Raw genomic sequence first — 23,814 nt, 5'->3', positions numbered from 1 at the left:
CGCGCCTGAAGGACGGGCGGGCGATCAGGCCGTCTGGTACCGCGGCACTCCGAACTCGATGAAGGCGTCCATATCCCGGGGGCTGAGCGGGCGGGAGAAATGGTACCCCTGCACCAGCCTGCACCCCAGGCTGCGCAGCAGCGCGACCTGCCCCGCGTTCTCCACCCCTTCCGCCACCACCTCCTTGCCCAGCGTCCTGGACATGGCCAGCACCAGTTGGACCATATCCTCGGTCTTCTGGTCGTGGCAGAGCCTGGTGATGAATGAGCGGTCGATTTTGAAGGTGTCCACCGGGTAGTCGCGGAGATTGCCCAGGGAGGAATAGCCCGTGCCGAAGTCGTCCAGGGAGAGGCCGACCCCCAGATCCTTGAGCCGGTTCATGATGCCCAGGGCGTTGATGGCGTTGGCCATGAGCATGGTCTCAGTGATCTCCAGGTTCAGCAGCCGGGCGGGCAGCCCGTGGGTACCCAGCTCCCGCGCCACCTCCTGCACCAGCCCGGCGTCGCAGAACTGCTTGGGGGAGAGGTTCACGTGCACGATCAGGCCCACCCCGGGGCCGAGGGTGTCGTGCCAGCGGCCCGCGTAGCCGCAGGCCCGGGACAGCACCAGCCGCCCCAGCGGCAGGATCAGCCCGGTCTCCTCGGCCAGGGGGATGAACTTGGAGGGCGGGATGACCCCGTGCACCGGGTGGCTCCACCGGGCCAGGGCCTCGAAGCCGTGGAGCCTGCCGGTTTCCAGTTCCATGATGGGCTGGAAATAGACCTCGATCTCCTCCCTTTCGATGGCCTGGCGCAGGTCCAGCTCCATGTTCAGTACGCGCAGGGCCTGTTCCCCCAGGCGCGGGGTGTAGACCTTGAACTTGCCCGCGCCCTTCTTCTTGGCGTCGTACATGGCGATGTCGGCGTCGCGCAGGATGTCCTCGGGTTTCTGCCCTTTGGGGTTGATGGAGATGCCGATGCTCGCCTGGACGATGAGACCGAAGCCCGACACCGAGATGCGCTTCGCGATGCGGGCCTTGATGCGCTTGACCACCTGGATGACCTCCCTCCGGGAGCGCAGGTTCTCAAGCAGGATGGCGAACTCGTCGCCGCCCAGGCGGGCCACCGTGTCGCCCTCGCGGATGCACTCGACGAGGGTGCGCCCGAAGGTCCTGAGCACCTCGTCGCCGCATTCGTGCCCCAGGCTGTCGTTGATGATCTTGAAGCGGTCCAGGTCCAGGAAGACCACCGCGAAGATGTAGTCCGGGGTCTTGCGCGAGGCGGCGATGGCGTATTCCAGCCGGTGCAGCAGGTGCGTCCTGTTGGGCAGCCCGGTGAGGGTGTCGTTGAAGGCCAGGGAGGTGAGCTGCCCCATCTGATGGCCCAGGGTCCCGGCCATGGTGTTGAAGGTCATGAAGACGGCCTGGAATTCGTCGAACCAGGCCGAATCGGTGTCCACGCGGTGCCCCAGGTCCTTCTGGAGCATGTGGGCCTCGTTGGCGATGCGCTTCACCGCCCTGGACATCTGGGAGCAGTGGGCGATGAACAGGGCCGCGAACAGCACGATGACGGCGATGAAGGTGGTCTGGAGGATGTCCGACCAGAGCTGGGCCTTGCGCACCTCGGCCTCCTGCTCGGCCAGGAACTTCTGCGTGGTCACGTTCAGTGCGGCCTTGCTCTGGTCCAGCAGTTGGAGAAAACGCACGCGCTCCCGGGCCATCTCCACCAGCCCGGAGAAGGACTGCTCGAAGTTCTTGCCCGTGAGCAGCAGCTCCTCCACCAGCAGGCCGTCCTGCGCGTCCAGTGAGTAGTCCTCGAAGGCGGTGATGGCGGCATTGAACTTGGCCATGTGCTTCTGGAACAGCTCGCCCACGCCCTCGGGCCCGGCCTGCTGCAGCTTGAAGAACACGGCGTGGATATCGAAGAGTGACGTATAGATGTTCAGGGATTCACGGATGATGGAGAGCTCCGTGTTGGCGGACTCGTTCAGCTTGCGCTGGGGGTCGCGGCCGGAGGGAGATGGCCCCGAGATGGCCTCGCGGTTGACCAGGTTCTGGAGGAAGGTGGCATGGTGCTGGTGGATGTAGCGGACGGCGTCCGTGATGTCGAGCAGCTTGGAGAAGACTTCGGTGTGCTCGTTCTCCATGCGCCGGGTCAGGACAAGGAGCTGGTCGAAAATGCCGCCGCGCGTGACCAGCATCCCTTCGACCTCGGGGGTCAGGTGACCCTTGAAGTGCTCGGATATCCGCAGATGCCCGGAGGGCATCGCGACGGTCTCGCCGCGCAGGGCCGCCTCCTCGTCGGCGTCGAGGCTGCTCAGGGCCTTGTCCAGCCGGAGCACCTCCTGCGTGCGCTCCTGGATGTGGGAGTCGACCCTCTTGAGCACCAGCATGGAGATGGCCAGCCCGACGAGCAGGCACATCAGAACCACAAGCTGGTACAGCCGGGTACCTATGGACGGCAGATGCATCGGATTCCCCCGGCTATTCTATGGGGAGCTTGCTCTTGATCCACCCGCGCATGCCGAACTCCAGACCCTTCACGTTCCTGTAGCCGAACCCGCTCAGGTAGCGCATGGCCACATCGTCCCGGTTGCCCGTCTCCGTGATGGTGACCACGAGCCCCTCCTTGGGGATGCGGGCCCGCTGCTCGGGCAGGCGCACCTCGTCGAGCAGGCAGGTTATCACCGGGCAGCGCGTCTTGATGCGCTTCAGGCCGTCGGCCGCCTCCTCCAGCGAGTTTTCGATGCGGAAGTCTAGGATCGTCAGCAGCGGGTTGCCGTTTTCGTCCAGGCAGTTCTCGCTGCGCTGCATGATGGCGTAGACCTCCTCGCAGGTGATCATTTCGCCGGTGTATTCCGGCAGGGGCTCGATGGAGGCCACGGGCAGCCCGGCCTGCTTCCAATCCTTGATGCCGCCGTTGTAAATCTTGATGTTCGTGTAGCCCTGGTTCTTGATGGCGACCGCCACCTTGTAGGCGAATACTCACCTTGAACCCATTCAGTAGAAGACGAGGCACTTGCCCTTGTCGCCGCCGAGCACGGCCTCGTATTCGGCCACGCGGGTCCAGGGCAGGCTCACGGAGCCGGGGATGTGCTCGTGGTGGTAGATGATGTCGTCCAGGGTGTTGACCAGCAGGAAGTCCTCGCCGGTGCCCGCCTCGCGGGCGGCGAGCATCTCCCGGACCTGTTCGGTGGTCACGATGTCGAAGCGGTCGAAGGCGGACGCCGGGAGGGGCCACAACAGGAACGCCAGCAGGAAGACTGTGAGATGTTTCACTGATCCGCCCTCGCAACGCGTTGAGGTTGTCCGGTAAGCAGTTACTCCGTTACGTTCGCTGCGTTGAGCCGAGCCCATGGCGGCCTGGAGCCGCCAGGCCGGGCTCCGGGCGCGCCTCCGGGAACGGGCACGCGAGGGTGCTCCGGCGCGCTATCCACAACCCTTTGGGTTTGAGTGACCATGCATATCAATTTGAGGCAACGTGGCAACCGAAATATTGGCCGGGCGGATTCGGCCGCGCTGATGGACACCAATGGGGCCGGTCGCAGACAACCGGGCGGAAATCCCTCCGGACCGCCGGGCTCGCCGCTGCCGCCCGGCCCGGCCCGGAAAAAGCCGGGCCGCCTGGTCATCCGGGGTATTGCGCGGCGCTCACGGGCTCCAACCAGGTGGCGAACTTCCCCTCGAGCTTCTCCTGCACGGCGATATGGCTCATGGCGGTGCTGGCCGTGGCTCCGTGCCAGTGCTTCTCGCCCGGGGCGATCCAGACCACGTCGCCGGGGTGGATCGCCTCCGCCGGGCCGCCCTCGCGCTGGACCCAGCCGCTGCCCGCCGTGACGATCAGGTGCTGGCCCAGGGGATGGAAGTGCCAGCGGGTGCGGGCCCCCGGCTCGAAGGTTACCAGGGTGCAGCCAGCGCGCGCGGGCTCCTCGGGTGTGAACTGCGGGTCGATGCGCACCGCCCCGGTGTAGTTCTCTTCCGATCCCTTGATTGACGGCTGAGCGCCGCTCCGTGTGACTTCCATGGGCTTCTTCCTTTGATTGTGTTGATGCCGGCCGGGGCGCGGTGTCCGCAGGCCGGGCCTGCCGGATCATAACGCGGTCGTGGCGCATGTGCCAATGTTTGCCGGGGGATATTCATACACGCCCTGGCGAGCGTCCCCAGAAGTGACGCCGCCCCTCCATGTGGATTCCCAGTTCCAAAGAGCCTCCGCCCCGTGCTACGGTTCGGGCGACCGGCGGCTATTCCGGCTCCGGCCAGGGCCGCTCAAACACAACCGCTGAACGGTGGAGGCTCCATGAACGGGTTTCGACTTGCTGTCATGTTCGCCGCCCTGGCCCTTCTCGCGGGCTGCGCGCCTAAGACCGGCGACGGAGTGGACGCGGCCAAGGGTTTCGGGGTGAGGGTCGGCTTCAAGGCCGTGGAGATGTGCCAGAACGTCTCCCCCGAGATGCACATCGACAACATCCCGCCCGAAACCAAGAAGCTCAACGTGAAGGTGCTCAACTTCGAGTTCGGGTCCGAGATCTTCAACCAGGATTTCGGCTTCACCACCACCAATACGGGCCTCTACATCAACGGGGCCCAGGCCATGGTGCCCAAGGGGTCGATGTACGGCCCGGCCCAGATGCCCTGCCCCAAGGAGAAGCCGAGCCAGGTGCAGGTGCAGGTCAAGGCCCTGGACGCCAGGGACCGCGAGCTGGCCAAGATCTCCGTGACGCACAGCGTCGATCCGGCCCCCTGAGCCGGGCGGCCTCTTTTCGTTCGGATTGCCGGTGCGGCTATTCGCCGCCGCTCCCCTCGCGCTTGGCGGCCTCGGCCGCCTCCATCAAAGCCTGCACGCTCACGTAGTCGGTCTTGCCGTTGCCCAACAGAGGCATCTTCGGGAGCACCTGGATGGCCTTGGGCGCCATGAGTTCGGGCAGGCCCGTGGCCCGGAAGTGCGCCAGTATCTCGGAGCGAGTGGCCCCGGCCCGTGTGGTGGCCAGGATCAGCCGCTCGCCCTTGTCGCCGTGCAGGGCGACGACGGCGTGGGCCTGCTTGGGCCAGAGCGCGGAAATCTCGCTCTCCACCCGGCCAAGGGGCACCATCTCCCCGCCCACCTTGGCGAAGCGCTTGGCACGGCCCAGGATGCGCACGTAGCCCGCCTCATCCACCGAGACGATGTCCCCGGTGTCGTACCAGCCGTCGACGGGCGGCTCCAGCACGCCGGGGCGCGAGGCCCGCAGGTACCCGAGCATCACGTTGGGGCCCTTCACCCACAGCCGGCCGCCCTCGTCCACGCCGGGCACGGGCTCCACGCGGCAGTCGATGCCCGGCAGCAGGCGGCCCACGGTGCCGGCCCGGTAGTGCATGGGCGTGTTCACGGCCAGCACCGGGGCGGTCTCGGTGGCCCCGTACCCCTCCAGGATGCGCAGCCCGAAGGAGTCCATCCACTGCCGCCGGGTCTCGTCGCGCACCTTTTCCGCGCCCGCGAACACGTAGCGCACGCTGTAGAAATCGTAGGGCGAGGCCACGCGGGCGTACCCGGCCAGGAAGGTGTCCGTGCCGAAGATGATGGTGGCGTTGGTGTCGTAGGCCATCTCGGGCACGATGCGGTAGTGCAGGGGCGAGGGGTAGAAGAAGGTGCGCAGCCCCGAGACCAGCGGCAGGATCATGCCCCCGGTGAGCCCGAAGGAGTGGAACACGGGCAGGGCGTTGAAGACCACGTCCGAGGCGGAGAAGGCCACCCGCGCGGCCAACTGGCCGCAGTTGGCCAGGATGTTGGCGTGGGACAGGGCCACGCCCTTGGGCGCGCCCTCAGAGCCGGAGGTGAAAAGGATCACGGCCGGGTCGTCGCAGGACAGGCGCAGCCCCGGAGCGAACCGCCCGGGGAGGAGCGGCGCGGCCAGCCCGTACAGCTTGTCGGCGAGGCCCATCCGCGCCCTGAGGTCCTCCAGGTAGACGAGATTCACCTTGGCGGCCAAAGCGTCAGCGAGAACGCTCAGCCCGGCCTGCTCGATGAAGCGGCGCGAAGTCAGCACCGTGGCGATGCGCGCCGTGTCGCAGGCGGAGAGCACGTTCTGCACGCCCGAGGTGAAGTTGAGCATGGCCGGGACGCGCCCGAAGGCCTGGCAGCCAAAGAAGGCCACCGCCGCCGCGTTGGAGTTGGGCAGCATCAGCCCCACGGCCTCGGCCGGGGCCGTCATGCCAGCCACGCGCCTGCCAAGGGCCATGACCCCGGCCGCGAGCCTGCCGCAGCTCAGGGGCGCGCGGTTGACGTCCTCGCAGGCGACGGCCCCGCGCCCACGGGTGCCCAGGGCCTCCAGCAGGGCGGCGAAGAGGGTGCGCCGGTGGTCGTAGGTGGCGAACATCATGTTCGACATGACGTCGTAGAGCTTAAGCCCGATGACCTTGCGGCGCTCCCGCCCCTTGGCCCCTTCGGGCAGCTCGAAGCGCTGCGGCGGCTGGACCGTTATGGTGATCTTGGGGAACAGGCGTCGGCGCACCTTGCCGCCCAGGCGCGAGAAGGGCGTGTACTGCGCGCCCTCGATGCGCACGGGCACCAGGGGCGCGTCCGCCTTGTCCGCGATCATGCCCGGCCCGGCGTAGACCTTCATCAGCGCCCCGGTGGTGGTGATGCGCCCCTCGGGGAAGATCACGCAGACCCGCCCTGCCTGCACGGCCTGGATCAGGCCCCTGGTGGCCATGGGGTTGGTGGGGTCCATGGGGTAGGCCTCCACCAGCCTGAGGAAGGGCCGCACCCACCAGAGCCGGGCCACGAAGCTGTTCACCGCGAACACGGGCCGCCCGGGCAGGAAGGCCGCCAGGAGCACCGGGTCAAGGAAGGAGACGTGGTTGACCACCACCACGGCCCGCTCGCCGGCGGCCAGCAGGTTCTCAACGCCCCGGACCTCCACGCGGTAGAGCGACCTGAGCAGCCAGACGAAGAACGCCTTGAACAGGGCGTCGGGCAGCAGCTTGCAGATGTACACGGCCACCGCCAGCGTGGACACGGCCACGGCCAGGAAGACCTGCTCCACCCCGAAGCCCAGGGCCAGCATGCCCGCCCCGGCCAGGGAGGCGGCCACCATGAAGGCCGCGTTCATGATGTTGTTGGCGGCCACCACGCGCGCCCGCTCGTGCTCCTCGCTGCGGGCCTGGAGGATGGCGTAGAGCGGCACGATGTACACGCCGCCCGCCACGGAGAACAGCAGCAGGTCCGCCAGCACCCGCCACGCGCCGGGCATGGCCAGCAGGGCGGAGAGCCCCATGACCGGGGCCTCGGCGGACAGGTGCGCGAAGTGCGCGGAGGAGAGCCAGAGGTCGAAAGCGAAGGCGCTCATGGCCAGGGCGGCCAGGGGCACGTGCCGGGCCGAGATCTCGCCCTTGAGCATCCTGGAGCAGAGCGCCGATCCCAGGCCGATGCCCACGGAGAACACGGTGAGCATGAGGGTCACGGCGTGCTCGCCCGCGTGGAGCACGTCCTTGGCGAAGGCCGGGAACTGCGAGAGGTAGGTGATGCCCACCAGCCAGAACCAGGAGATGCCAAGCACCGAGAGGTACACGTCCCGCTTCTTCTTGGCCATTCCCATGACCGCGAAGGTCTCCCGCAGGATGTGCGGGCTCACGGACAGGGTCTTGTCTCCGGGTCTGGCCTCGGGCAGCAGCAGGCTGGCCGCGAAGCCCAGCACCGAGAAGCCCACGAGCATGACGCAGATGATGGCGACGCCGCCCCGCTCCAGCACCAGCATGCCCCCGGCGATGGTGCCCAGCAGGATGGCCAGGAAGGTGCCGCCCTCGATGAGCGCGTTGCCGTCCACCAGTTCCGCCTCGGGCAGCTGCTCGGGCAGGATGGCGTACTTGAGCGGCCCGAAGAACGTGGCCTGCGCCCCCAGCAGGAAGAGCACGGCCAGCATCCCGGATACGCTTTCGGCCAGCAGGGACCAGGCCCCCAGCGAGACCACGGCCACCTCCGCCAGCTTGACCAGGCGGATGAGCCCGCTCTTCTCATAGCGGTCGGCCAATTGCCCGGCCGTGGCCGAGAACAGGAAGAAGGGCAGCATGAACAGGCCCGAGGCGATGTTGACCAGCACCTGCGGGGGCATGGCCGAGGCCTCGCCCAGGCGGTAGATCACCAGGATGGCGATGGCGTTCTTGAACACGTTGTCGTTGGCCGCGCCCAGGAACTGGCTGACGAACAGGGGCCAGAAGCTGCGCTTGCCGAGCACGCGGGTGATTCCTGCGTTCATTCTACAATCCTCCCGGGATGGGGGCCGAGGCCGAAGTCACGGCCGGGGTCGCTTCAAACTCGGGCGCGTCGCGCCAGGCGAACGCGGGGTGCTCCACGAACACGGAGGCCGGGAAGCGCGCCCCGGTCTTCGGGTGGCGCAGGGTGCGCTTGAGCACGAAATCGAAGAGCAGGGGGTTGGCCCTGCGGATTTCGTCCAGCTGACGGCGTTCGCGCTCGGTCAGGAAACCCGCCAGCCATAAAACACGCGGCTGCACGAGGATGTCAACGGCGGGGAGCGGATAGTCGCTGCCGTTTATGAGCCTCGGGTGCAGGTCGGCGCGCTCCAGCAGGGTCTTGAGGTCGCCGGTGCTGCGGGCCGTCTGGGCCAGCATGGAGATGTCGCCGTAGAGGCGGCCCGCGTAGCGCGGGTCGTCCATCATGCGCAGGAACAGCTCGAAGTTGCGGGCGCGGCGGCCGGGGTGGTCCAGGTCCTCGCTTGATCCCCGGTTCCCGGCGTGGGCCATGACGACGGTGACGCCCAGGTCCAGGGGACGGCGCAGCAGCAGGGGGTTGCCCAGGCGCTGGTCGGCCGAGGCCACCGAGGCCTCGTGCCCGGTGTGGCAGAGCAGGGCCATGCCGAGCCGGGCCATGGCCCGGTAGAAGGGGTCGAAGCTCGGGTCCGAGGGGTCCATGCCCTGGGCGTTGGGCAGCCACTTGATCACGCGCACGCCTTGCGCGGCCAGGCTCTCCAGCCGGGCCAGGGCGTGCGGGTCGCGCGGGTGCACCGAGGCCACCGGGACGAAGGTGTCCGGGTGGCTGCGGGCCAGGTCCAGCACGTAGCCGTCTGGGATGCGGAACTCGGTGCGCTCCAGGTCGCGCTCGCCGCCGGGGGTGTGGCGGCAGTCGAAGGCCAGCACGGCCAGCCTGGGCGGAACGGGGAAATCGCTGGCCAGGGACAGCAGGCGCTCAACGTACTGCTGGTCGGCCCGGGCCGGGTCCGTGACGCCCGATGCGGCCAGCACCGCGCCAGCCTTGAGGCGGGACCAGGGGCGCAGCCAGCTGCGCAGGGCCGGGCTGGCGTACACGCCGCTGCCGCCCGTGCCCAGGCCCAGGATGTGCACGTGGCAGTCCAGGGGCTTGCGGCCGCCCAGGTCCGCGAAGGCGCGCTCAACCAGGGCCTGCGCGCCGGGGCTCAGGGGAGCGGCGTCCCGGCGCTTGTCGCTTGGCCTGGGCATGGACTTGGAGACGTGCGGGGGGAGGCTTGCCGAGCTGTCCCCTGGAAGGCCGCCGGAGAGGCCCCGGGGAGTGGCTTGAGGGATGGCCCGGGAGCTCTCCTGGGGGATCGCGTGAGCCTTCGCGGGGGGCGCGGCCTGGGCCTCGGCGGCAAGCGGGATGAGCAGCGCTGACAGGGCTGTGAACAAGGATCTGGCCTGCATGGGTGCCTCCTTAAAATTGAACATTGTTCAGAACAGCGCCGCAAGCTTATTGAACGCTGTTCAGAAACGGGAATAGCTTGCTTCTGAACAATGTTCAATATATTTTTCATCCAACCGCGAGATTCCGGCCCGGAGCCGGGAAGCGGCAGGAGGCAAGCCATGGCCAGGCGGTCGGACCATACACGCGAGCAACTGGCGGAACTGGTGCTTGGCGAGGCGCAGCGGCTGGTGGAGGCCGAGGGTTTCAAGGCCCTCACGGCCAGGCGCGTGGCCGAGGCCGTGGGCTACTCCCCGGGAACGCTCTACAACCACTTCAAGAACCTGGACGACCTGGTGGTGCACGTGAACGCGCGCACCCTGGAGCTTCTGGACGGCGAGCTCGCCGGGGCCGCCCCCACGGGCGACCCCCAGGCCGACGCCCTGGCCCTGGCCCTGGCCTATTTCGGCTTCGTGGAGCGCCACCCCAGGCTGTGGGAGCTGCTCTTCGAGTACCGCCTGGGCGAGGGCTCCGAGCTGCCCCGGTGGTTCACCGGCAGGATCGAGGCCATCCTGGCCCGCATGGCCCGGGTTCTTGCGCCGCTGTTCGCGCCCGAAGACACGGCCGGGGTGGAGGAGGCCGTCCAGGTGCTCTGGGCCAGCCTGCACGGCATCGGCTCCCTGGCCACCAGCGGCAAGCTGGAGGTGGTCACGGCGCGCAGCGCGGCGCAGCTGGCGCGCTCCCTGGTGGTGCACTACGTGGGCGGGCTCAAGGCCGCCCGGGGCGAAGGATGACTGGAGGCAGGGCTCCGATCGGCGGGCGGGTACAAGTTTCGGGCCCCAAGTGGAGGCCAGCCCGCACAGTGAAGCCGGGGCGCGGACTGGCCCGCACCCCGGCAGCATGAACGATTAGAGTTTCACCGTGACGTGCGAGGCCGCGCGGATGGCCTTGGCCTTGGCCTCCTCCACGTCCTTGCCCAGGGCCAGGGCCACGCCCATGCGCCTGGTGCCGTGCACCTCGGGCTTGCCGAACAGGCGCAGGGAAGTGTCCGCTTCGGCCAGGGCCTCAGGGGCCACCTCGAAGGCCGGGGCCGCGCTGTCGCCCTCGGCCAGGATCACGCGGGAGGCCGCCGGGCCGTAGAGCCGGATGGCCGGGATGGGCAGGCCCAGGATGGCCCGCACGTGCAGGGCGAACTCCGAAAGGTCCTGCGAGATGAGCGTGACCATGCCCGTGTCGTGAGGCCGGGGCGACACCTCGGAGAAGAGCACCGTGTCGCCCTTGATGAACAGCTCCACGCCGAAGATGCCGCGCCCGCCCAGGGCTCCGGTCACGGCCTTGGCCATGCGCTCGGCCTCGGCCAGGGCCGCTGCGCTCATGGGGTGGGGCTGCCAGGACTCGCGGTAGTCCCCCTTCTCCTGCCGGTGGCCGATGGGCTCGCAGAAGCTGGTGCCCCCGGCGTGGCGCACGGTGAGCAGGGTTATCTCGTAATCGAAATCAACGAACCCCTCCACGATCACGCGGCCCGCCCCGGCGCGCCCGGCGGTCTGGGCGTACTCCCAGGAGGCCTCGGCCCCGGCCATGTCGCGGGCCACGCTCTGGCCCTTGCCCGAGGAGGACATCACCGGCTTGACCACGCAGGGGAAGCCCACGGCCTCGCAGGCCGCCAGGAATTCCTCCTTCGTGTCCGCGAAGCGGTAGGGCGAGGTGGCCAGGCCCAGCTCCTCGGCGGCCAGGCGGCGGATGCCCTCGCGGTCCATGGTCAGGCGGGCGGCGCGGGCCGTGGGCACAATGGTGACGCCTTCAGCCTCCAGGGCCAGCAGCTCCTCGGTGGCGATGGCCTCGATCTCGGGCACCACGAAGTCGGGCTTCTCCCGCTCGATGACGGCGCGCAGGGCCCCGGCGTCGAGCATGCTCACCACGTGGGAGCGGTGCGCCACCTGCATGGCCGGGGCGTTGGGATAGCGGTCCACGGCGATGACCTCCACGCCGAGGCGCTGGGCCTCGATGGCCACCTCCTTGCCCAGCTCGCCGGAGCCGAGCAGCATGATCCTGGTGGCCGAAGCCGTGTTGGGCGTGCCGATGCGGGCCATGGAAACCTCCTGAAGGGAAATTCGAAAGGGCGCAGCCTACCCGGAAGCGGCGGGGAGGACAATACGCCGCCCCGATGCCCGGGCTAGCGGCGTGGGCCGGAACATATCGGCCGGGCATTAGGGCCGGATATTTGGGACGGAACAGGGGAGCCGGAATACAGTGGCCGAAGAGGCATGGGCCGAACCGGCGCGGGGTCTACCGAGCCGCGCCGGTATCCAGCAGGGCCTTTGCCTCTTCCCACTCCTGCGGCGGGCACCTGCCCTCCTCGATGATCTCGAAGAACTCCCCGGGGCCCAGGTGCAGCGTGGCGCTGCCAGGGTGCTGGTGCCTGAGCCAGGTGGGGGCCTCGCGGGCCTCCTGCTCGGAGTCGGCCGTGAAGAACGTCACCGGTGTCCTGTGACCGGCTTCGCCGCAACGGTAGAGGAGGTAGGTTTTGGGCATGGCGGCCTCCAGGGGCGCTGGTGCGCCGCCGAAACCGGGCGGCGGCGCGCATGGAATCCTGGCGTGATCCTAGCCGAATATTTCCCCCAGGTCTTCCCCCAAGGCGTCGGGGTGTGCAGCTTCCCATTCACAGCCCGGGCCGGGAGTGCTATGCCGGAAGCAAGCATGACCAGCCGTTCCCATGCGTTTGCGGTTCAAACCAAGCTGTAAACACCCCTGCGGAGCGCCGCCATGTTCACCCGACCGGCCTTCCTCGCGCTGCTCGTCACGCTCGTCGCCCTGGCCCCCGCCCCCGCCAGGGCCGATGCCCCCTGGAAGCTCCTCAACTACTCCCCGACGGCCAACACGCTCCTGTCGGCCTATACTCCCGACGCGGGGGCCACGGTCTACTTCGCCGGCGACGGCGGGGTGATCGTGAAGAAATCCGGCACCGCCTTCTCGCTGATGGATACGGGCACCATGGCCCCGCTGCGCGGGGTCTCCGGTTCGGGGCCCAACGACATCTGGGCCGTGGGGGGGAGCTCCTTCACCGAGTCCAGCACCGACCCGGAGCGCAGCGTGCTGCTGCACTACAACGGCCAGAGCTGGACGCGCACCACCCCGCCGGGCATTCAGGGCCTGGCCCAGAACTACGTGGTCAACGGGGTCTGGGTCAGCCCCACGGGCGGCGCCTTCGCCGTGGTCGAGTACAACAACGCCCCGGCGCGCTTCGACACGGGCCAGAACAAGTGGGTCTTCGAGGATCTGGTCATCGACTACCAGGCGCACCCCAACGCCCGGTCGGACTTCTCCTGCTCCTCCATCTTCGGCTTCTCGGACACCGACGTCTACGCCGCTGGCTCCTACGGCACGGTGCTGCACCGCGACGCCTCGGGCTGGAAGCTCATGGCCCAGTTCGAGACGGACGGCGGCTCCGGGGGCACCTTCACCTTCAACCTGCTGGAGAGCGTCTGGGGGCCCAGTGCGGCGACGGTGTTCGCCAGCGGCAACTTCGGCCAGATGTACATGCTCGACAACACCGCCCAGGCCCCGGCCTGGAGCATGGTCAACCAGGGCGGCGGGCTGTTCAACGGGTACGACCTGGCGGCCATGAGCGGCACCGGCCCGAACGACGTCTGGCTCGCGGGCCTGGCCGGGACACTGCGCCACTGGACCGGCGCGGTGGACCAACTGGCCAACCACGACACGGTTCCCCTGTACGGCAGGCACGCCATCACCCGCCTCACGGGCAACAGCTACCTCCTGGCGGGCGAGCTGGGGCTCATCGAAACCTTCAACGGGGCCACGGCCGCGCGCACGGCCCTCTCCAGCAAGACCGTCGCCGGGAACAGCCTGGCCTGGGGCGGCGCGGGCCTGGGGTCGCGGCTGTGGCTCGCGCCCATGTACATCTCCCAGGCCACGGGCATCTATTCCTGGAGCAAGGGCAGGATGCAGAGCCACCCCATCCCGGGCGTGAGCGACAGCTACCTGCGGGCCTTCAAGGTGTTCGCTTCCAACGAGGTCTGGTTCTCGGCCGTGGCCTCCAGCGACGGCGCCAACTACCTGAAGCGCTTCAACGGCTCCGCCTGGTCCGACTGGCAGCCCCCCGGCTTCTTCGGCCTGCCCCAGGCCATCACCGGGGTGGCCAAGGCGACGGGCGGCTACGGTATCCTGCTGGCCTCCAACAGCCAGGGCCAGCCCTGCTTCGCGGGCGCGGCCTCCACCACCTGCCTGGACCCCTTTGATCCGAACTCCTACACCTACGCCGATATCGCCGCCGGGCCGGACGGGAGCGTCTACGCCGTGGGGCAGGAGGGCCGCCTGGCCGTCTGGCGCAACGGGACATGGAGCACCAGCGTGGTGGGCGCGCAGGGCCTCTCCCCCAAGGACGGCCTGAACGCGGTGGCGGCGGGCCCGGGCATGGTGGTGCCCCTGGGCGAGAACCAGGCCGCCTTCTACTCCACCGACGGCGGCTCCAACTGGCAGCCGGTGGCGGGCGTCACGCGGCGGCCGCCGCAGGAGGCCGGGCCCCTGGCCTTCTTCAGGAGCGTGGTCCACGCGGGGGGCGGAGTGTTCTGGGCCGCGCTCATCACCAGCGGCAGCTACACCGACGGGGGCAAGGCCTATCTCTATCGCATCCAGAACGGTACGGCCGAGCTGGTGCAGGGCGGGTTCAGCTCCATGATCTACAACCTCTCCAGCGCGCCGGAGCAGCAGGCCTTGTTCGCCGTGGGCGACAACGGCGTGATCTGGACCACCAACCCCAACTTCAGGGAGCCGGGGCTCAACCGCGCCCTTCCTGGGGCCCTGATGCTGCTGGTGAACCAGTAGCCCGCCCGGGCTGGGCGGCTGCGAGGGCGAAGTTTCCGCTTGAAATGGCCCCCGGCATGTACTGAGGGCGCCTCGCGTGGCAGGCTGGACAATCCGCGGAAGAAGACCGGATCGACGGGCTTCCCCTCCGCCAATCGCGATGCAGGGAGCAGGCTTCATGACCACCGAAGAGAAACGCAGGCTGTCGGAGGCCAGGGATGAGGGCGTCCCCTGGAGGAAGTGGGGGCCGTACCTCAGCGAGCGCCAGTGGGGCACGGTGCGCGAGGACTACAGCCAGGACGGAGACGCCTGGAACCACTTCAGCCACGACCAGGCCCGCTCCCGCGCCTACCAGTGGGGCGAGGACGGCTTGGCCGGCATCAGTGACAGCCACCAGGTGCTCTGCTTCGCCCTGGCCCTGTGGAACGGGTGCGACCCCATCCTCAAGGAGCGCCTCTTCGGCCTCACCAACAGCGAGGGCAACCACGGGGAGGACGTGAAGGAGTACTACTTCTACCTCGACAGCACGCCCACGCACTCCTACATGAAGTACCTCTACAAATACCCGCAGCAGGCCTTCCCCTACGAAGACCTGGTGCGCACCAACGCCGGGCGCACCCGCCTGGAGCCCGAATACGAGCTGCTGGACACCGGCGTCTTCAATGAGGACCGCTACTTCGACGTGTTCGTGGAGTACGCCAAGGCCTCTCCCCAGGACATCCTCATCCGGGTCACCGTGTGCAACCGGGGGCCGGAGGCGGCCGTGCTGGACGTGCTGCCCACGCTCTGGTTCCGCAACACCTGGTCCTGGCCGGAGGGGGGCTCGCGGCCGGAGCTCCGGGCCGTGGACAGGGGCCACGGGAAAGAGATCCTGGCCCGCCACACCGACCCCTTGTTTCTGGAGAGCCTGCCCGAATTCGCCCTCTGCTGCGAGGCGGAGCCGGAACTGCTCTTCACCGAGAACGACACCAACCGCGTCAGGCTCTACGGCCAGCCCAACGAATCGCCCTACGTCAAGGACGGCATCCACCGCAGCGTGGTGCAGGGCGAGCGGGATGCGGTGAACCCGGACCTGACCGGCACCAAGGCCTCGGCGCGCTACCGCGTGCTTGTGGAGCCCGGGGCCGGGGCCGTCATCAGGGTGCGGCTGCGGCCAAGCGGTGAGGCCGGGGTGGGCGGGGCGGCCGGGGAGCCCTTCGGACACGATTTCGACGATCTGTTCGCGCTGCGCGAGGGCGAGGCGGACGAGTACTACGCGGACCAGACCCCGAAGAACGCCGGGGAGGACGAGGCCCGCGTGCTGCGCCAGGCCCTGGCCGGGATGTTCTGGTCCAAGCAGTATTACTACTTCGACGCGGACAAATGGCTCGACGAGCACAAGGCCCACCCCCTGCACCGCCAGGAGCGCGCCAGCCGCAACCGGGAGTGGTTCCACATGGTCAACGACCACGTGATCTCCATGCCCGACAAATGGGAATACCCCTGGTACGCCGCCTGGGACCTGGCCTTCCACACCGTGGCCATGTCCTCCGCGGACCCGGACTTCGCCAAGGAGCAGCTGGAGCTCATGCTGCGCGAGAGCTACATGCACCCCAGCGGCCAACTGCCCGCCTACGAGTGGAACTTCAGCGACGTGAACCCCCCGGTGCACGCCTGGGCCGCCCTGTTCCTGTACCTCACGGAGAAGTCCAGGGACGGCAAGGGCGACACGGAGTTCCTGCGGCGCTGCTTCAGCAAGTTGACCCTGAATTTCACCTGGTGGGTCAACCGCAAGGACCGCTTCGGCAAGAACGTCTTCGAAGGCGGCTTTCTGGGGCTGGACAACATCGGTGTGTTCGACCGCAGCGCCTCCCTGCCCACGGGGGGGCACCTCGAGCAGGCGGACGGCACGGCCTGGATGGCCTTTTTCTGCCAGAACATGATCGAGATCTGCGCGGAGCTGGTGGAGGAGGACCCCTTCTACGAGGACCTCTGCACCAAGTTCCTGGAGCACTTCCTGTGGATCGCCAGCGCCGTCAACCAGGGGGGCGGGGAAGGCATGTGGGACGAGGAGGACGGCTTCTACTACGACATCCTGCGCCTGCCCGACGGCTCGGCCCAGCGGCTCAAGGTCCGTTCCATGGTGGGACTGCTGCCCCTGTGCGCGGTGACGGTGATCGAGCCCTGGCAGCGCGAGCGCATGCCCCGGGCCGCATCGTCAGTCGTCAGGCTCATGCGGCGCATGCCCGAGCTGTTGGAGAGCATTCACCTTACGGGGCCGGGGCACTACGGCCACGGCGGGCGCGGCATCATCGCCCTGGTCAACGAGCAGCGCCTGCGGCGCATCCTCACGTGCATGCTCGACGAGGAGGAGTTCCTGAGCCCCTACGGCATCCGGGCGCTCTCCCGCCACCACCAGGACCATCCCTACGTGTTCCGGGCCAACGGCGACGAGTACCGGGTCGGCTACCTCCCGGCCGAATCGGATTCGGGCATGTTCGGGGGCAACTCCAACTGGCGCGGCCCGGTGTGGATGCCCGTGAACATCCTCCTCGTGCGCGCCCTGCTCAACTACTACACCTACTACGGCGACACCTTCACAATCGAGTGCCCCACGGGTTCGGGGAATATGATGAACCTCTTCGAGGTCGCCCGGGAGATCGCCTCCCGGCTGACGCGCATCTTCCTGCGCGGGGAGGACAGCCGCAGGCCCGTGTTCGGCGGGGCGGAAAAATTCCAGGCCGATCCGCACTGGCGCGACAACATCCTGTTCTACGAGTACTTCCATGGTGACAACGGCGCGGGCATCGGGGCGAACCACCAGACGGGGTGGACTGGCCTGGTGGCCAAGCTCATCGAGATATTCGGGCTGATAGACGCTGAAACCTACCTGGAGCGCGGCAAGCACAGCGCCTTCCGGAAGGGTTCGGACGCCGGGGCCTGACGCGCCCGGACCGGCGGCATGCACCTGCGGCATAAACCCATTGCACAAGGAAAAGGCGGACAATGACGACGCATCGCGCGGCCTGGGGGGCCCTGCTGGCCTCCCTGGCTCTCACGGCCCTGCTCGCGGCCACGGCCCTGGCCCAGGAAACCGAAACGCCCCCCACCTTCGAGGCCCGGGCCGTGTTGCCCAAGGCCATTCTCTCGGGGCCGTCCTATTATGTGGACAGCGTCGTGACCAACGACGGCTACCTCAACGCCTACACCATCCGCTCCCGCTTCGGGGATTTCCGCGCGGAATCCACGGCGCTGCTCTACACGCGCATCGCGGAGATCGCGGCCATGGACAAGATGGAGCAGGTGGCGGGCACCTCGGCCTTCGGCACCTCCCTGGCGGACAAGGGCAAGCAGACCGTGCAGGGCGCCGTGAATCTGGTCACCGACCCGCTGAACACCGTGGGCGGGGCCCTCTCCGGCGTGGGCAAGATGTTCGTGCGCGCCCAGGAGAGCCTGGTGGAGAGCACCCCCAGCAAGTACGAGGGCAACCGCTTCCAGAACCTCATCGGCTACTCCCAGACCAAGCGGGACTACGCCAAGCAGTTCGGCGTGGACCCCTACTCCACCAACCCCGTGCTCCAGGACAAGCTCAACGCCCTGGCCGAGGCGGGCTACGCCGGGAGCATCACGGGCTCGGCGCTGCAGGCCCTGATCCCCGGTGGGGTGGGCATCGCGGTCTCCGGCGTGAGCGGCACGGCCGTGCTGGGCGACATCGACGTCTCCGTGCCGCCCACCGACCTGCGAAGGCAGAACCGGCAGGCGCTGCTCGACGCCGGGGTGCCCGAGTCCCTGGCGAGGCTGTTCATCAACAACGAGCAGTTCACCCCCACCCAGCAGACCTCCATCGTCAAGGCGCTGACCTCCATGCAGGGTACCCAGGGCGTGGCCGACTTCGTGGAATTCGCGGCGGGCACCCAGGAGCAGGACGTGGCCCTGTTCCGTCAGCGCATGGCCCGCATGTACGCCGGGTACGACAACACCGTGGCCAACCTGGCGCGCTTCGTTCGCCTGGGCCGGTTCGTGGGCGCGCAGCGCGACGACGGCACGCTGGTGCTGGCCTTCCCCCTGGACTACCTGGCCTGCACCAGGACCAACGCCTCCATCATCGAGGCCATGGCGGACAAGGCCCGGGAGCTCTCCGCACGGGGCGTGGAGCTGTGGCTGACCGGCAAGGCCAGCCCCATGAGCAAGAGGCTCATCAAGCGAATGGGTTGGAAGCTGCAGGAGGAGGGGGCGAAGAAGCTGCTGGGTACGTGGTACTGAGCAGGGCCGCCAAGGAAGCGGGACAATCTGCTTGTGAGGCGAATTGTTTGGGGGTATTATAAGAAGAAGTCGGAACCCTCGGACATTCCTACTGATGAGTCGGTTCCGAATTGCGTCAACCCCACAACGCCAAGGAGTTCAAGATGAAGATTCTCGCCTCCGTCGCCCTCGCGCTGCTCCTCTCCGCCGGATTGGCCTTCGCCAACGCCGACGACGCCAAATGGATCGCCCAGTGCCTCAAGGACAACAAGGACGCCAAGGTGCCCGTCGAAGTCATCACCAAGTACTGCACCTGCATGAACAACAAGATGAGCGACAACGAGACCCAGTCCATCACCCAGTGGGAGAAGACCCATCCCAAGGAGCGGGCCGAGTGCGACAAGGAGTCCGGCTGGAACTAGGCCGGGGCTTCTGCTTCTGACAGGAAACGACGGGGCCGGGTGAAGAACCCGGCCCCGTTTTCATTGCGCGGTGTCGGCTGGATGCCGGCTCATTCCAGCACGAGCCTGATCTCCACGGAGATGTGGTCGTACACCACGTGCATGCCCAGGTGCCGGAAGAACCTGGCCGAGCCGTAGATCACGCCCCAATCCGTGCGGTCGAAGTCGAAGTTGGCGTGCAGGCCGATCTTGCCGTCGCCAAGCATGCGCAGGTGCGCCGGGAAGAAGATGGTCTTGCCCACGCCGCGCAGGGAGAGCTGGCCCGTCATCACGTAGTTGGGGCGGGTGGCGGTGCCCTCGGCGGCGGGGGTGGCCTCGGTGAGCGTGAACACGGCCGTGGGGAAGAGGGAGACGAAGAAGAAGTCGTCCGAGGCCAAGTGGGCCTCCAGCACGTCCTTGAGGGGGTCGCCCTCGAGGTTCTTGTCGGCGATGCTGGTCATGTCGATCTCGAAGAGGCCCTTGAACCCGCTGCGCACGCCCTGAGTGAAGTCCATCTCCGCCCTGGAGACGGAGAGGGTGCCGTGGTGGCTGATGTTGTGGTTGCGGCCCGTCCAGAGGATGGCCGCGTCGCCGCTGGTGAGTTTGTAGAGTCTGGGCTCGGGGGCGAAGGCCGGGAAGGGCTGGTCCAGCGACTGGGCCGCGCTGCCCTCCAGGGAGTAGCCCGCCTCGGCGCACTCCTCGATGCCGCCGGGATACACGGAGATGTTGGCGTATCCGGCCCGGCGAAGCTTCTGGGCCGCGGTGTGCACGTCCATGGAACCCGCGCCCGCGCCGCTGAGGATGATGGGCATGGATTTGTCGGGCGCCAGCTTGGCGACCATGTCCAGGAAGACGACCTGGTACACGCAGGCGTTGAACGCGCCGTGGATGTGGCGGCGTTCGAAATGTTCGGGGGGAAGCACGTCGACGAGCATGGCGCCGCCGGATTCGACCGCTAGTTTGACTTCCTCGAGCGTCAGCTCGGGAAAGGTCTCGTTATTCATGAATGCCTCCTGGGAATGGCCCGGGATGGAGATGATGGGCGCTCTGTAGCAGAACGGCCGGGTTTTGAGAAGCGGCGGGGAAGTAGAAACATTATCGCGCTCTGGTCTGAATCCGTTCTATGCAAGCGGGGGCATTCGCCCTATGAACTGCGGAACAGAACCCGTCACCCGATTTACGTGAGGATTGCACCCATGATTCCGAGAGCACGCCGCGATTTCCGCCGGTTGGCATTGGGCTGCCTGGTTCCGCTGATTGTTCTGCTCCTGGCCGTCCCCGTTCCCGGGCGCTGCGCGGCGGACGAATCGGAAGCCATCCTGCAGGTGTACCGGCCCCTGCTGGCGGAGTACTCTCGGCTGTTCCTGAAGCCGCAGCCCTCAGATCCCGTCGGATTCGCGCTGGAAAAGAACATGTTCTCCTCCGCGTTGCAGAAGCTGTTCAAGGCCGAACAGCGCCTCAGGAACAAGGAAGGGATGGGGCGGCTCGACTTTGACCTCTTCTTCAACGCCCAGGACGAGTGCGGCAAGCCGCTTAAGATTTTGGGCTTGGCTCAGGAAAAGGACTCCTACCTGATGACCGTGACAAACGGCTGCAAGGGGCAAAAGCCCTACGTGTTCGTCCTGGTCAAGGAGTCGGGCCGCTGGGTCATGGACGACGCCCGGTATGGCGTCGACGGCAAAATCTGGACCCTGCAGGGCATCCTGAAAGGAAAATAGCCCTCCCCGGGCTGGTTGCAGGGCTGGCCGGGCTAGGCGCCTGCGCCCAGCCGCTCAAGATACTCCTTCAGCACCAGGGCGTGGTTCCGCTCCCTGTCCCGCGCGGCGTAGAGCAGCGTGACCGCGCCTTCCCTGGCTTCGGCGGCGATCCTGGCGGCCAGGGCTGCGGCGTCGGGGGCGGCCAGTTCCCGCTCGTAGCGCGGGGCGAACTCACCCCAGCGGGCGGGGTCCTGGTGCAGCCAGGTACGCAGGGCGTTGCTTGGGGCCAGGTCCTTGAGCCAGCCGTCCAGGCGCAGGGCCTCCTTGGCGATGCCGCGCGGCCAGAGCCTGTCCACAAGGTAGCGCTTGCCGTCCTCGGGGGAGGGCTCGTCGTAGACGCGTTTGATAAAGAGCATAGGGTTGCGCCTCGCTTCGTCAGACCCGCCGGGAGGTTGCCACGGCGGCCTCCCGGGGGGCGGGTGTTGGACAAAATCACCCAGGACGCTAGCCCGGCGCGGCGTTCATGGCAATCCCGCCCGGGGCCTGCGTGCGCGCGATGCATGACAATCTCCCCGCGCTCTCCGCCAGCCATCCACAGCATCATGCACGCGCGGAATGAAAAAGGGGGGCCTCCCTGCGGAGGCCCCCCTTCAGTATCGTTTGCCGGTTCCGGTCAGCGCACGGTGACCAGGGTCTCGGCCTTGCCCTCGGCGTCGATCAGGTGCACGCCGCAGGCGATGCAGGGGTCGAAGGAGTGCACCAGGCGCAGGATCTCCAGGGGGCTGTTGGAGTCCGCGATGGGCACGCCCACCATGGAGGACTCCACCGCGCTGGAGACGCCCTGGGCGTCGCGGGGGCCGAAGTTCCAGGCCGAAGGCACCACCATCTGGTAGTTCTTGATCTTGGAGGAGGCGTCGGTGGACAGCCAGTGCCCCACCGCGCCGCGCGGAGCCTCGCCCAGGCCGACGCCCGTGCTGTTGGCGGGCACGGTGTTGCTGGCGTAGGTGGCGAGGTTGTTGGCCGCGATGTTGCTCTTCAGGGTGTTGAGCCAGCCGACCATGGCGTTGCCGATGACTTGGGTCTCGATGGCGCGGGCGGCGGTGCGCCCGATGACCGAGAACATGTCGTTGATGGTCAGGCCCAGGGTGGAGAGCAGCGAATCGACGGCGGGCTTCACCTGGGCGTGGTTCTTGCCGTAGGCCACCAGCACGCGGGCCAGCGGGCCGACCTCCATGGGCTTGCCCTGGTAGCGCGGGGCCTTGAGCCAGGAGTACTGGGCCGACTGGTTGTAGCCGGTGTAGTTGGGCGAAGTGACGCCAGAGGCCGGGTTGAGCGGGCTGGAGGTGTTGTACCAGGCGCGGGAGACGTCCTCGGTGATGGAGGCCGTGTTCACGGTGGCCACGCTGCCCACGTTGCGGCCCATGATGACGCCGCCGGGCATGAAGTTGGTTCCGGAGCCGTAGGTGTCCGGGAACTCGCCGAAGGCCAGCATGTTGTCGAACCCGCCGATCTTGGCCCATTCGGGGTACTGCTTGGCCAGGTAGACCACGTCGGGGATGTAGAAGTTCTTGATGAAGTCGTTGGTGGCGGTGAGCTGGGTGGTGAAGTTGGTGATGTTCGCCGCCACGGCCAGCTCGTTGCCGCTGGTCACGCCGCCGGGGATGGTGACGTGGGGATGCGGGTTCTTGCCGCCGAACAGGGCCATCATCTTGGCGGTGTTGGCCTGCTGGGCCAGGGCCTGGAGGTAGTGGGCCACGAACAGCAGGTTCGCCTCGGGCGAAAGCTTCATGGCCGGGTGGCCCCAGTAGCCGCTGGAGAAGGGACCCAACTGGCCGGAGCTGACCAGGCCCTGGAGCTTGGTCTGCACGGCCGCGAAGTCGATGGACGGGGCCGAGGGGGAAACCTGGGCCGCCAGGGTCGCGGTGGCGGCGACGTCGGCGGTGAGGGCCTTGGTCACGTCCACCCAGTCCAGGGCGTGCAGGTGGTAGAAGTGCACGATGTGGTCGTGCAGGAACTGGGTGCCCTGGAGCAGGTTGCGCACGATCTGCGCGTTGGCGGGCACGGTCAGCTTCATGGCGTTTTCGATGGCCGTGGTGGAGGCCTGCAGGTGTATGTAGGTGCACACGCCGCACAGACGCTGGGTGATCAGGGGCGCGTCGCGGGGATCGCGTCCGGCCAGGATCATCTCGATGCCACGGAACAGGGTGGCCGAGGACCAGGCCGACTCGATGGTCCCGTTGGTGCCGACCTTGGCGTCGATGCGCAGGTGGCCCTCGATGCGGCTGATGGGGTCCAGGGTGATGCTGGCGCCGGCGCTGCCGCCGGTGCTGGTGGTGTTCGTCAGGAGCAGGTTGAGCGCGGGCTGCATGGCCGCAGCGGTGGTGGCTGCGGTGTTGGCGGCGGGAGCCGCGCCAGTGAGAACGCTACCGGTGGTGGCCATAAGTATATTCTCCTTGAAAAATTAGGTTAGTCGCCGCCGGCGGCGACAGCCTGGATCTTGCTGTGGTTGCTCGCGGCGTACTGAGTGCCGAAGCTACTGCTGTAGAACGGGGCGTTAACGTCCCAGAAGTTCGGGGTGGAGCAGCCGACGCAGTGGTGGTTGGCCTGGATGTCCCAGGAGGTGCCGTCGTTGAACTTGGCGGTGGGGCAATTGTTGTAGGTGACCTTGCCCCTGCACTTGTAGTCCTCGAGGCAGCCGTGGGGCCTGGGGCACTGGCTGTGCACGGTCTTGCCGAAGGCGAAGGTGGGCCGCTTGTTGGCGTCCAGCGCCGGGAGGGTGCCCTTGAGCAGGTAGGTGGTGAGCACGCCGGCCAGGTTGTAGGGGTTGGGCGAGCAGCCGGGCACGTTGATGAGGGGGACGCTGCCCAGGATGCCCAGGTCGCCCACGCCCTTGGCCCCGGTGGGGTTGGGAGCGGCCGCGGCCAGCCCGCCGTAGGAGGAGCAGGTGCCGTAGGCGATGACGGCCTTGGCCTTGGGCAGCACGCGCTGGGCGATGGAGAGCATGGTCTCGCCGCCGATGGTGCCGTAGGCGCC

19 protein-coding genes are annotated in these 23,814 nt (G+C 67.8%); 7 read left to right on the top strand and 12 right to left on the bottom strand.

What is annotated here, in order from left to right; all coding sequences use genetic code 11:
• Window positions 1-24: 24 nt before the first annotated feature.
• The 4 genes from MLE27_RS15145 to MLE27_RS15130 form a co-directional block, all read right to left on the bottom strand.
• Window positions 25-2,448, bottom strand: coding sequence for an EAL domain-containing protein (locus MLE27_RS15145; protein WP_243312966.1), 2,424 nt, complete (start codon window positions 2,446-2,448; stop codon window positions 25-27).
• A 13-nt stretch (window positions 2,449-2,461) separates the two neighbouring features.
• Window positions 2,462-2,947, bottom strand: coding sequence for a rhodanese-like domain-containing protein (locus MLE27_RS15140; protein ID WP_243312965.1), 486 nt, complete (start codon window positions 2,945-2,947; stop codon window positions 2,462-2,464).
• A gap of 30 nt (window positions 2,948-2,977) precedes the next feature.
• Window positions 2,978-3,256: a rhodanese-like domain-containing protein gene (locus MLE27_RS15135; RefSeq protein ID WP_243312963.1), complete on the bottom strand. Its 279-nt coding sequence runs from the start codon at window positions 3,254-3,256 to the stop codon at window positions 2,978-2,980.
• Window positions 3,257-3,605: 349 nt separating this feature from the next.
• Window positions 3,606-4,001 carry a (R)-mandelonitrile lyase gene (locus tag MLE27_RS15130; protein ID WP_243312961.1) on the bottom strand — a complete coding sequence of 132 codons (396 nt, stop codon included), beginning with the start codon at window positions 3,999-4,001 and terminating at the stop codon, window positions 3,606-3,608.
• 273 nt (window positions 4,002-4,274) lie between these two features.
• Between MLE27_RS15130 and MLE27_RS15125 the strand changes: the two genes are divergently transcribed.
• A complete protein-coding gene (locus tag MLE27_RS15125; RefSeq protein WP_243312960.1) occupies window positions 4,275-4,721 on the top strand; it encodes a hypothetical protein in 447 nt (148 codons plus the stop codon).
• 37 nt (window positions 4,722-4,758) lie between these two features.
• Here the strand turns inward: MLE27_RS15125 and MLE27_RS15120 are convergent, their stop codons facing one another.
• Together MLE27_RS15120 and MLE27_RS15115 are read right to left on the bottom strand one after the other, a co-directional pair.
• Window positions 4,759-8,208 carry an acyl-[ACP]--phospholipid O-acyltransferase gene (locus MLE27_RS15120; RefSeq protein ID WP_243312958.1) on the bottom strand — a complete coding sequence of 1,150 codons (3,450 nt, stop codon included), beginning with the start codon at window positions 8,206-8,208 and terminating at the stop codon, window positions 4,759-4,761.
• Window position 8,209: 1 nt separating this feature from the next.
• Window positions 8,210-9,625, bottom strand: coding sequence for an amidohydrolase family protein (locus MLE27_RS15115; RefSeq protein ID WP_243312956.1), 1,416 nt, complete (start codon window positions 9,623-9,625; stop codon window positions 8,210-8,212).
• Between the two features lie 159 nt (window positions 9,626-9,784).
• On the opposite strand from MLE27_RS15115, the gene MLE27_RS15110 reads away from it, so the two are divergent.
• Window positions 9,785-10,396 (top strand): TetR/AcrR family transcriptional regulator, encoded by a 612-nt coding sequence (locus MLE27_RS15110; protein WP_243312954.1) that lies wholly within the window; start codon window positions 9,785-9,787, stop codon window positions 10,394-10,396.
• 114 nt (window positions 10,397-10,510) lie between these two features.
• On the opposite strand, the gene purT is transcribed toward MLE27_RS15110, so the two are convergent.
• Both purT and MLE27_RS15100 read right to left on the bottom strand, forming a co-directional pair.
• Window positions 10,511-11,692 carry a formate-dependent phosphoribosylglycinamide formyltransferase gene (purT, locus tag MLE27_RS15105; protein ID WP_243312953.1) on the bottom strand — a complete coding sequence of 394 codons (1,182 nt, stop codon included), beginning with the start codon at window positions 11,690-11,692 and terminating at the stop codon, window positions 10,511-10,513.
• A gap of 196 nt (window positions 11,693-11,888) precedes the next feature.
• Window positions 11,889-12,134: a hypothetical protein gene (locus tag MLE27_RS15100; protein WP_243312951.1), complete on the bottom strand. Its 246-nt coding sequence runs from the start codon at window positions 12,132-12,134 to the stop codon at window positions 11,889-11,891.
• Between the two features lie 231 nt (window positions 12,135-12,365).
• On the opposite strand from MLE27_RS15100, the gene MLE27_RS15095 reads away from it, so the two are divergent.
• The 4 genes from MLE27_RS15095 (at window position 12,366) to MLE27_RS15080 (ending at window position 19,066) form a co-directional block, all read left to right on the top strand.
• On the top strand, window positions 12,366-14,444 hold the full coding sequence (locus MLE27_RS15095) for a WD40/YVTN/BNR-like repeat-containing protein (protein ID WP_243312950.1): 2,079 nt from the start codon (window positions 12,366-12,368) through the stop codon (window positions 14,442-14,444).
• A 157-nt stretch (window positions 14,445-14,601) separates the two neighbouring features.
• Window positions 14,602-17,346, top strand: a complete 2,745-nt coding sequence (locus MLE27_RS15090) for an MGH1-like glycoside hydrolase domain-containing protein (protein ID WP_243312948.1) — start codon at window positions 14,602-14,604, stop codon at window positions 17,344-17,346.
• Between the two features lie 62 nt (window positions 17,347-17,408).
• Window positions 17,409-18,665 carry a hypothetical protein gene (locus tag MLE27_RS15085; protein ID WP_243312945.1) on the top strand — a complete coding sequence of 419 codons (1,257 nt, stop codon included), beginning with the start codon at window positions 17,409-17,411 and terminating at the stop codon, window positions 18,663-18,665.
• A gap of 143 nt (window positions 18,666-18,808) precedes the next feature.
• A complete protein-coding gene (locus tag MLE27_RS15080) occupies window positions 18,809-19,066 on the top strand; it encodes a hypothetical protein (RefSeq protein ID WP_243312943.1) in 258 nt (85 codons plus the stop codon).
• Between the two features lie 89 nt (window positions 19,067-19,155).
• Here the strand turns inward: MLE27_RS15080 and MLE27_RS15075 are convergent, their stop codons facing one another.
• A complete protein-coding gene (locus tag MLE27_RS15075) occupies window positions 19,156-20,088 on the bottom strand; it encodes a YceI family protein (protein ID WP_243312941.1) in 933 nt (310 codons plus the stop codon).
• Window positions 20,089-20,280: 192 nt separating this feature from the next.
• Between MLE27_RS15075 and MLE27_RS15070 the strand changes: the two genes are divergently transcribed.
• A complete protein-coding gene (locus tag MLE27_RS15070) occupies window positions 20,281-20,802 on the top strand; it encodes a YbjP/YqhG family protein (protein ID WP_243312938.1) in 522 nt (173 codons plus the stop codon).
• A gap of 32 nt (window positions 20,803-20,834) precedes the next feature.
• Here MLE27_RS15070 and MLE27_RS15065 read toward each other — a convergent pair whose 3' ends face one another.
• The 3 genes from MLE27_RS15065 to MLE27_RS15055 form a co-directional block, all read right to left on the bottom strand.
• Entirely contained in the window at window positions 20,835-21,197 is a 363-nt protein-coding gene (locus MLE27_RS15065; protein WP_243312936.1) for a DUF488 domain-containing protein, read from the bottom strand.
• Window positions 21,198-21,454: 257 nt separating this feature from the next.
• Window positions 21,455-23,221, bottom strand: coding sequence for a nickel-dependent hydrogenase large subunit (locus MLE27_RS15060; RefSeq protein WP_243312935.1), 1,767 nt, complete (start codon window positions 23,219-23,221; stop codon window positions 21,455-21,457).
• A gap of 26 nt (window positions 23,222-23,247) precedes the next feature.
• On the bottom strand, window positions 23,248-23,814 hold a 567-nt coding region (locus tag MLE27_RS15055; protein ID WP_480017371.1), incomplete at its 5' end, for an NADH-quinone oxidoreductase subunit B family protein.

Origin of the sequence: Fundidesulfovibrio agrisoli (assembly GCF_022808715.1) — a bacterium.
GTDB lineage: Bacteria > Desulfobacterota > Desulfovibrionia > Desulfovibrionales > Desulfovibrionaceae > Fundidesulfovibrio > Fundidesulfovibrio agrisoli.
Note: the sequence above shows the minus strand (reverse complement) of the source record. Positions and strands in the feature narration are given on the sequence as shown.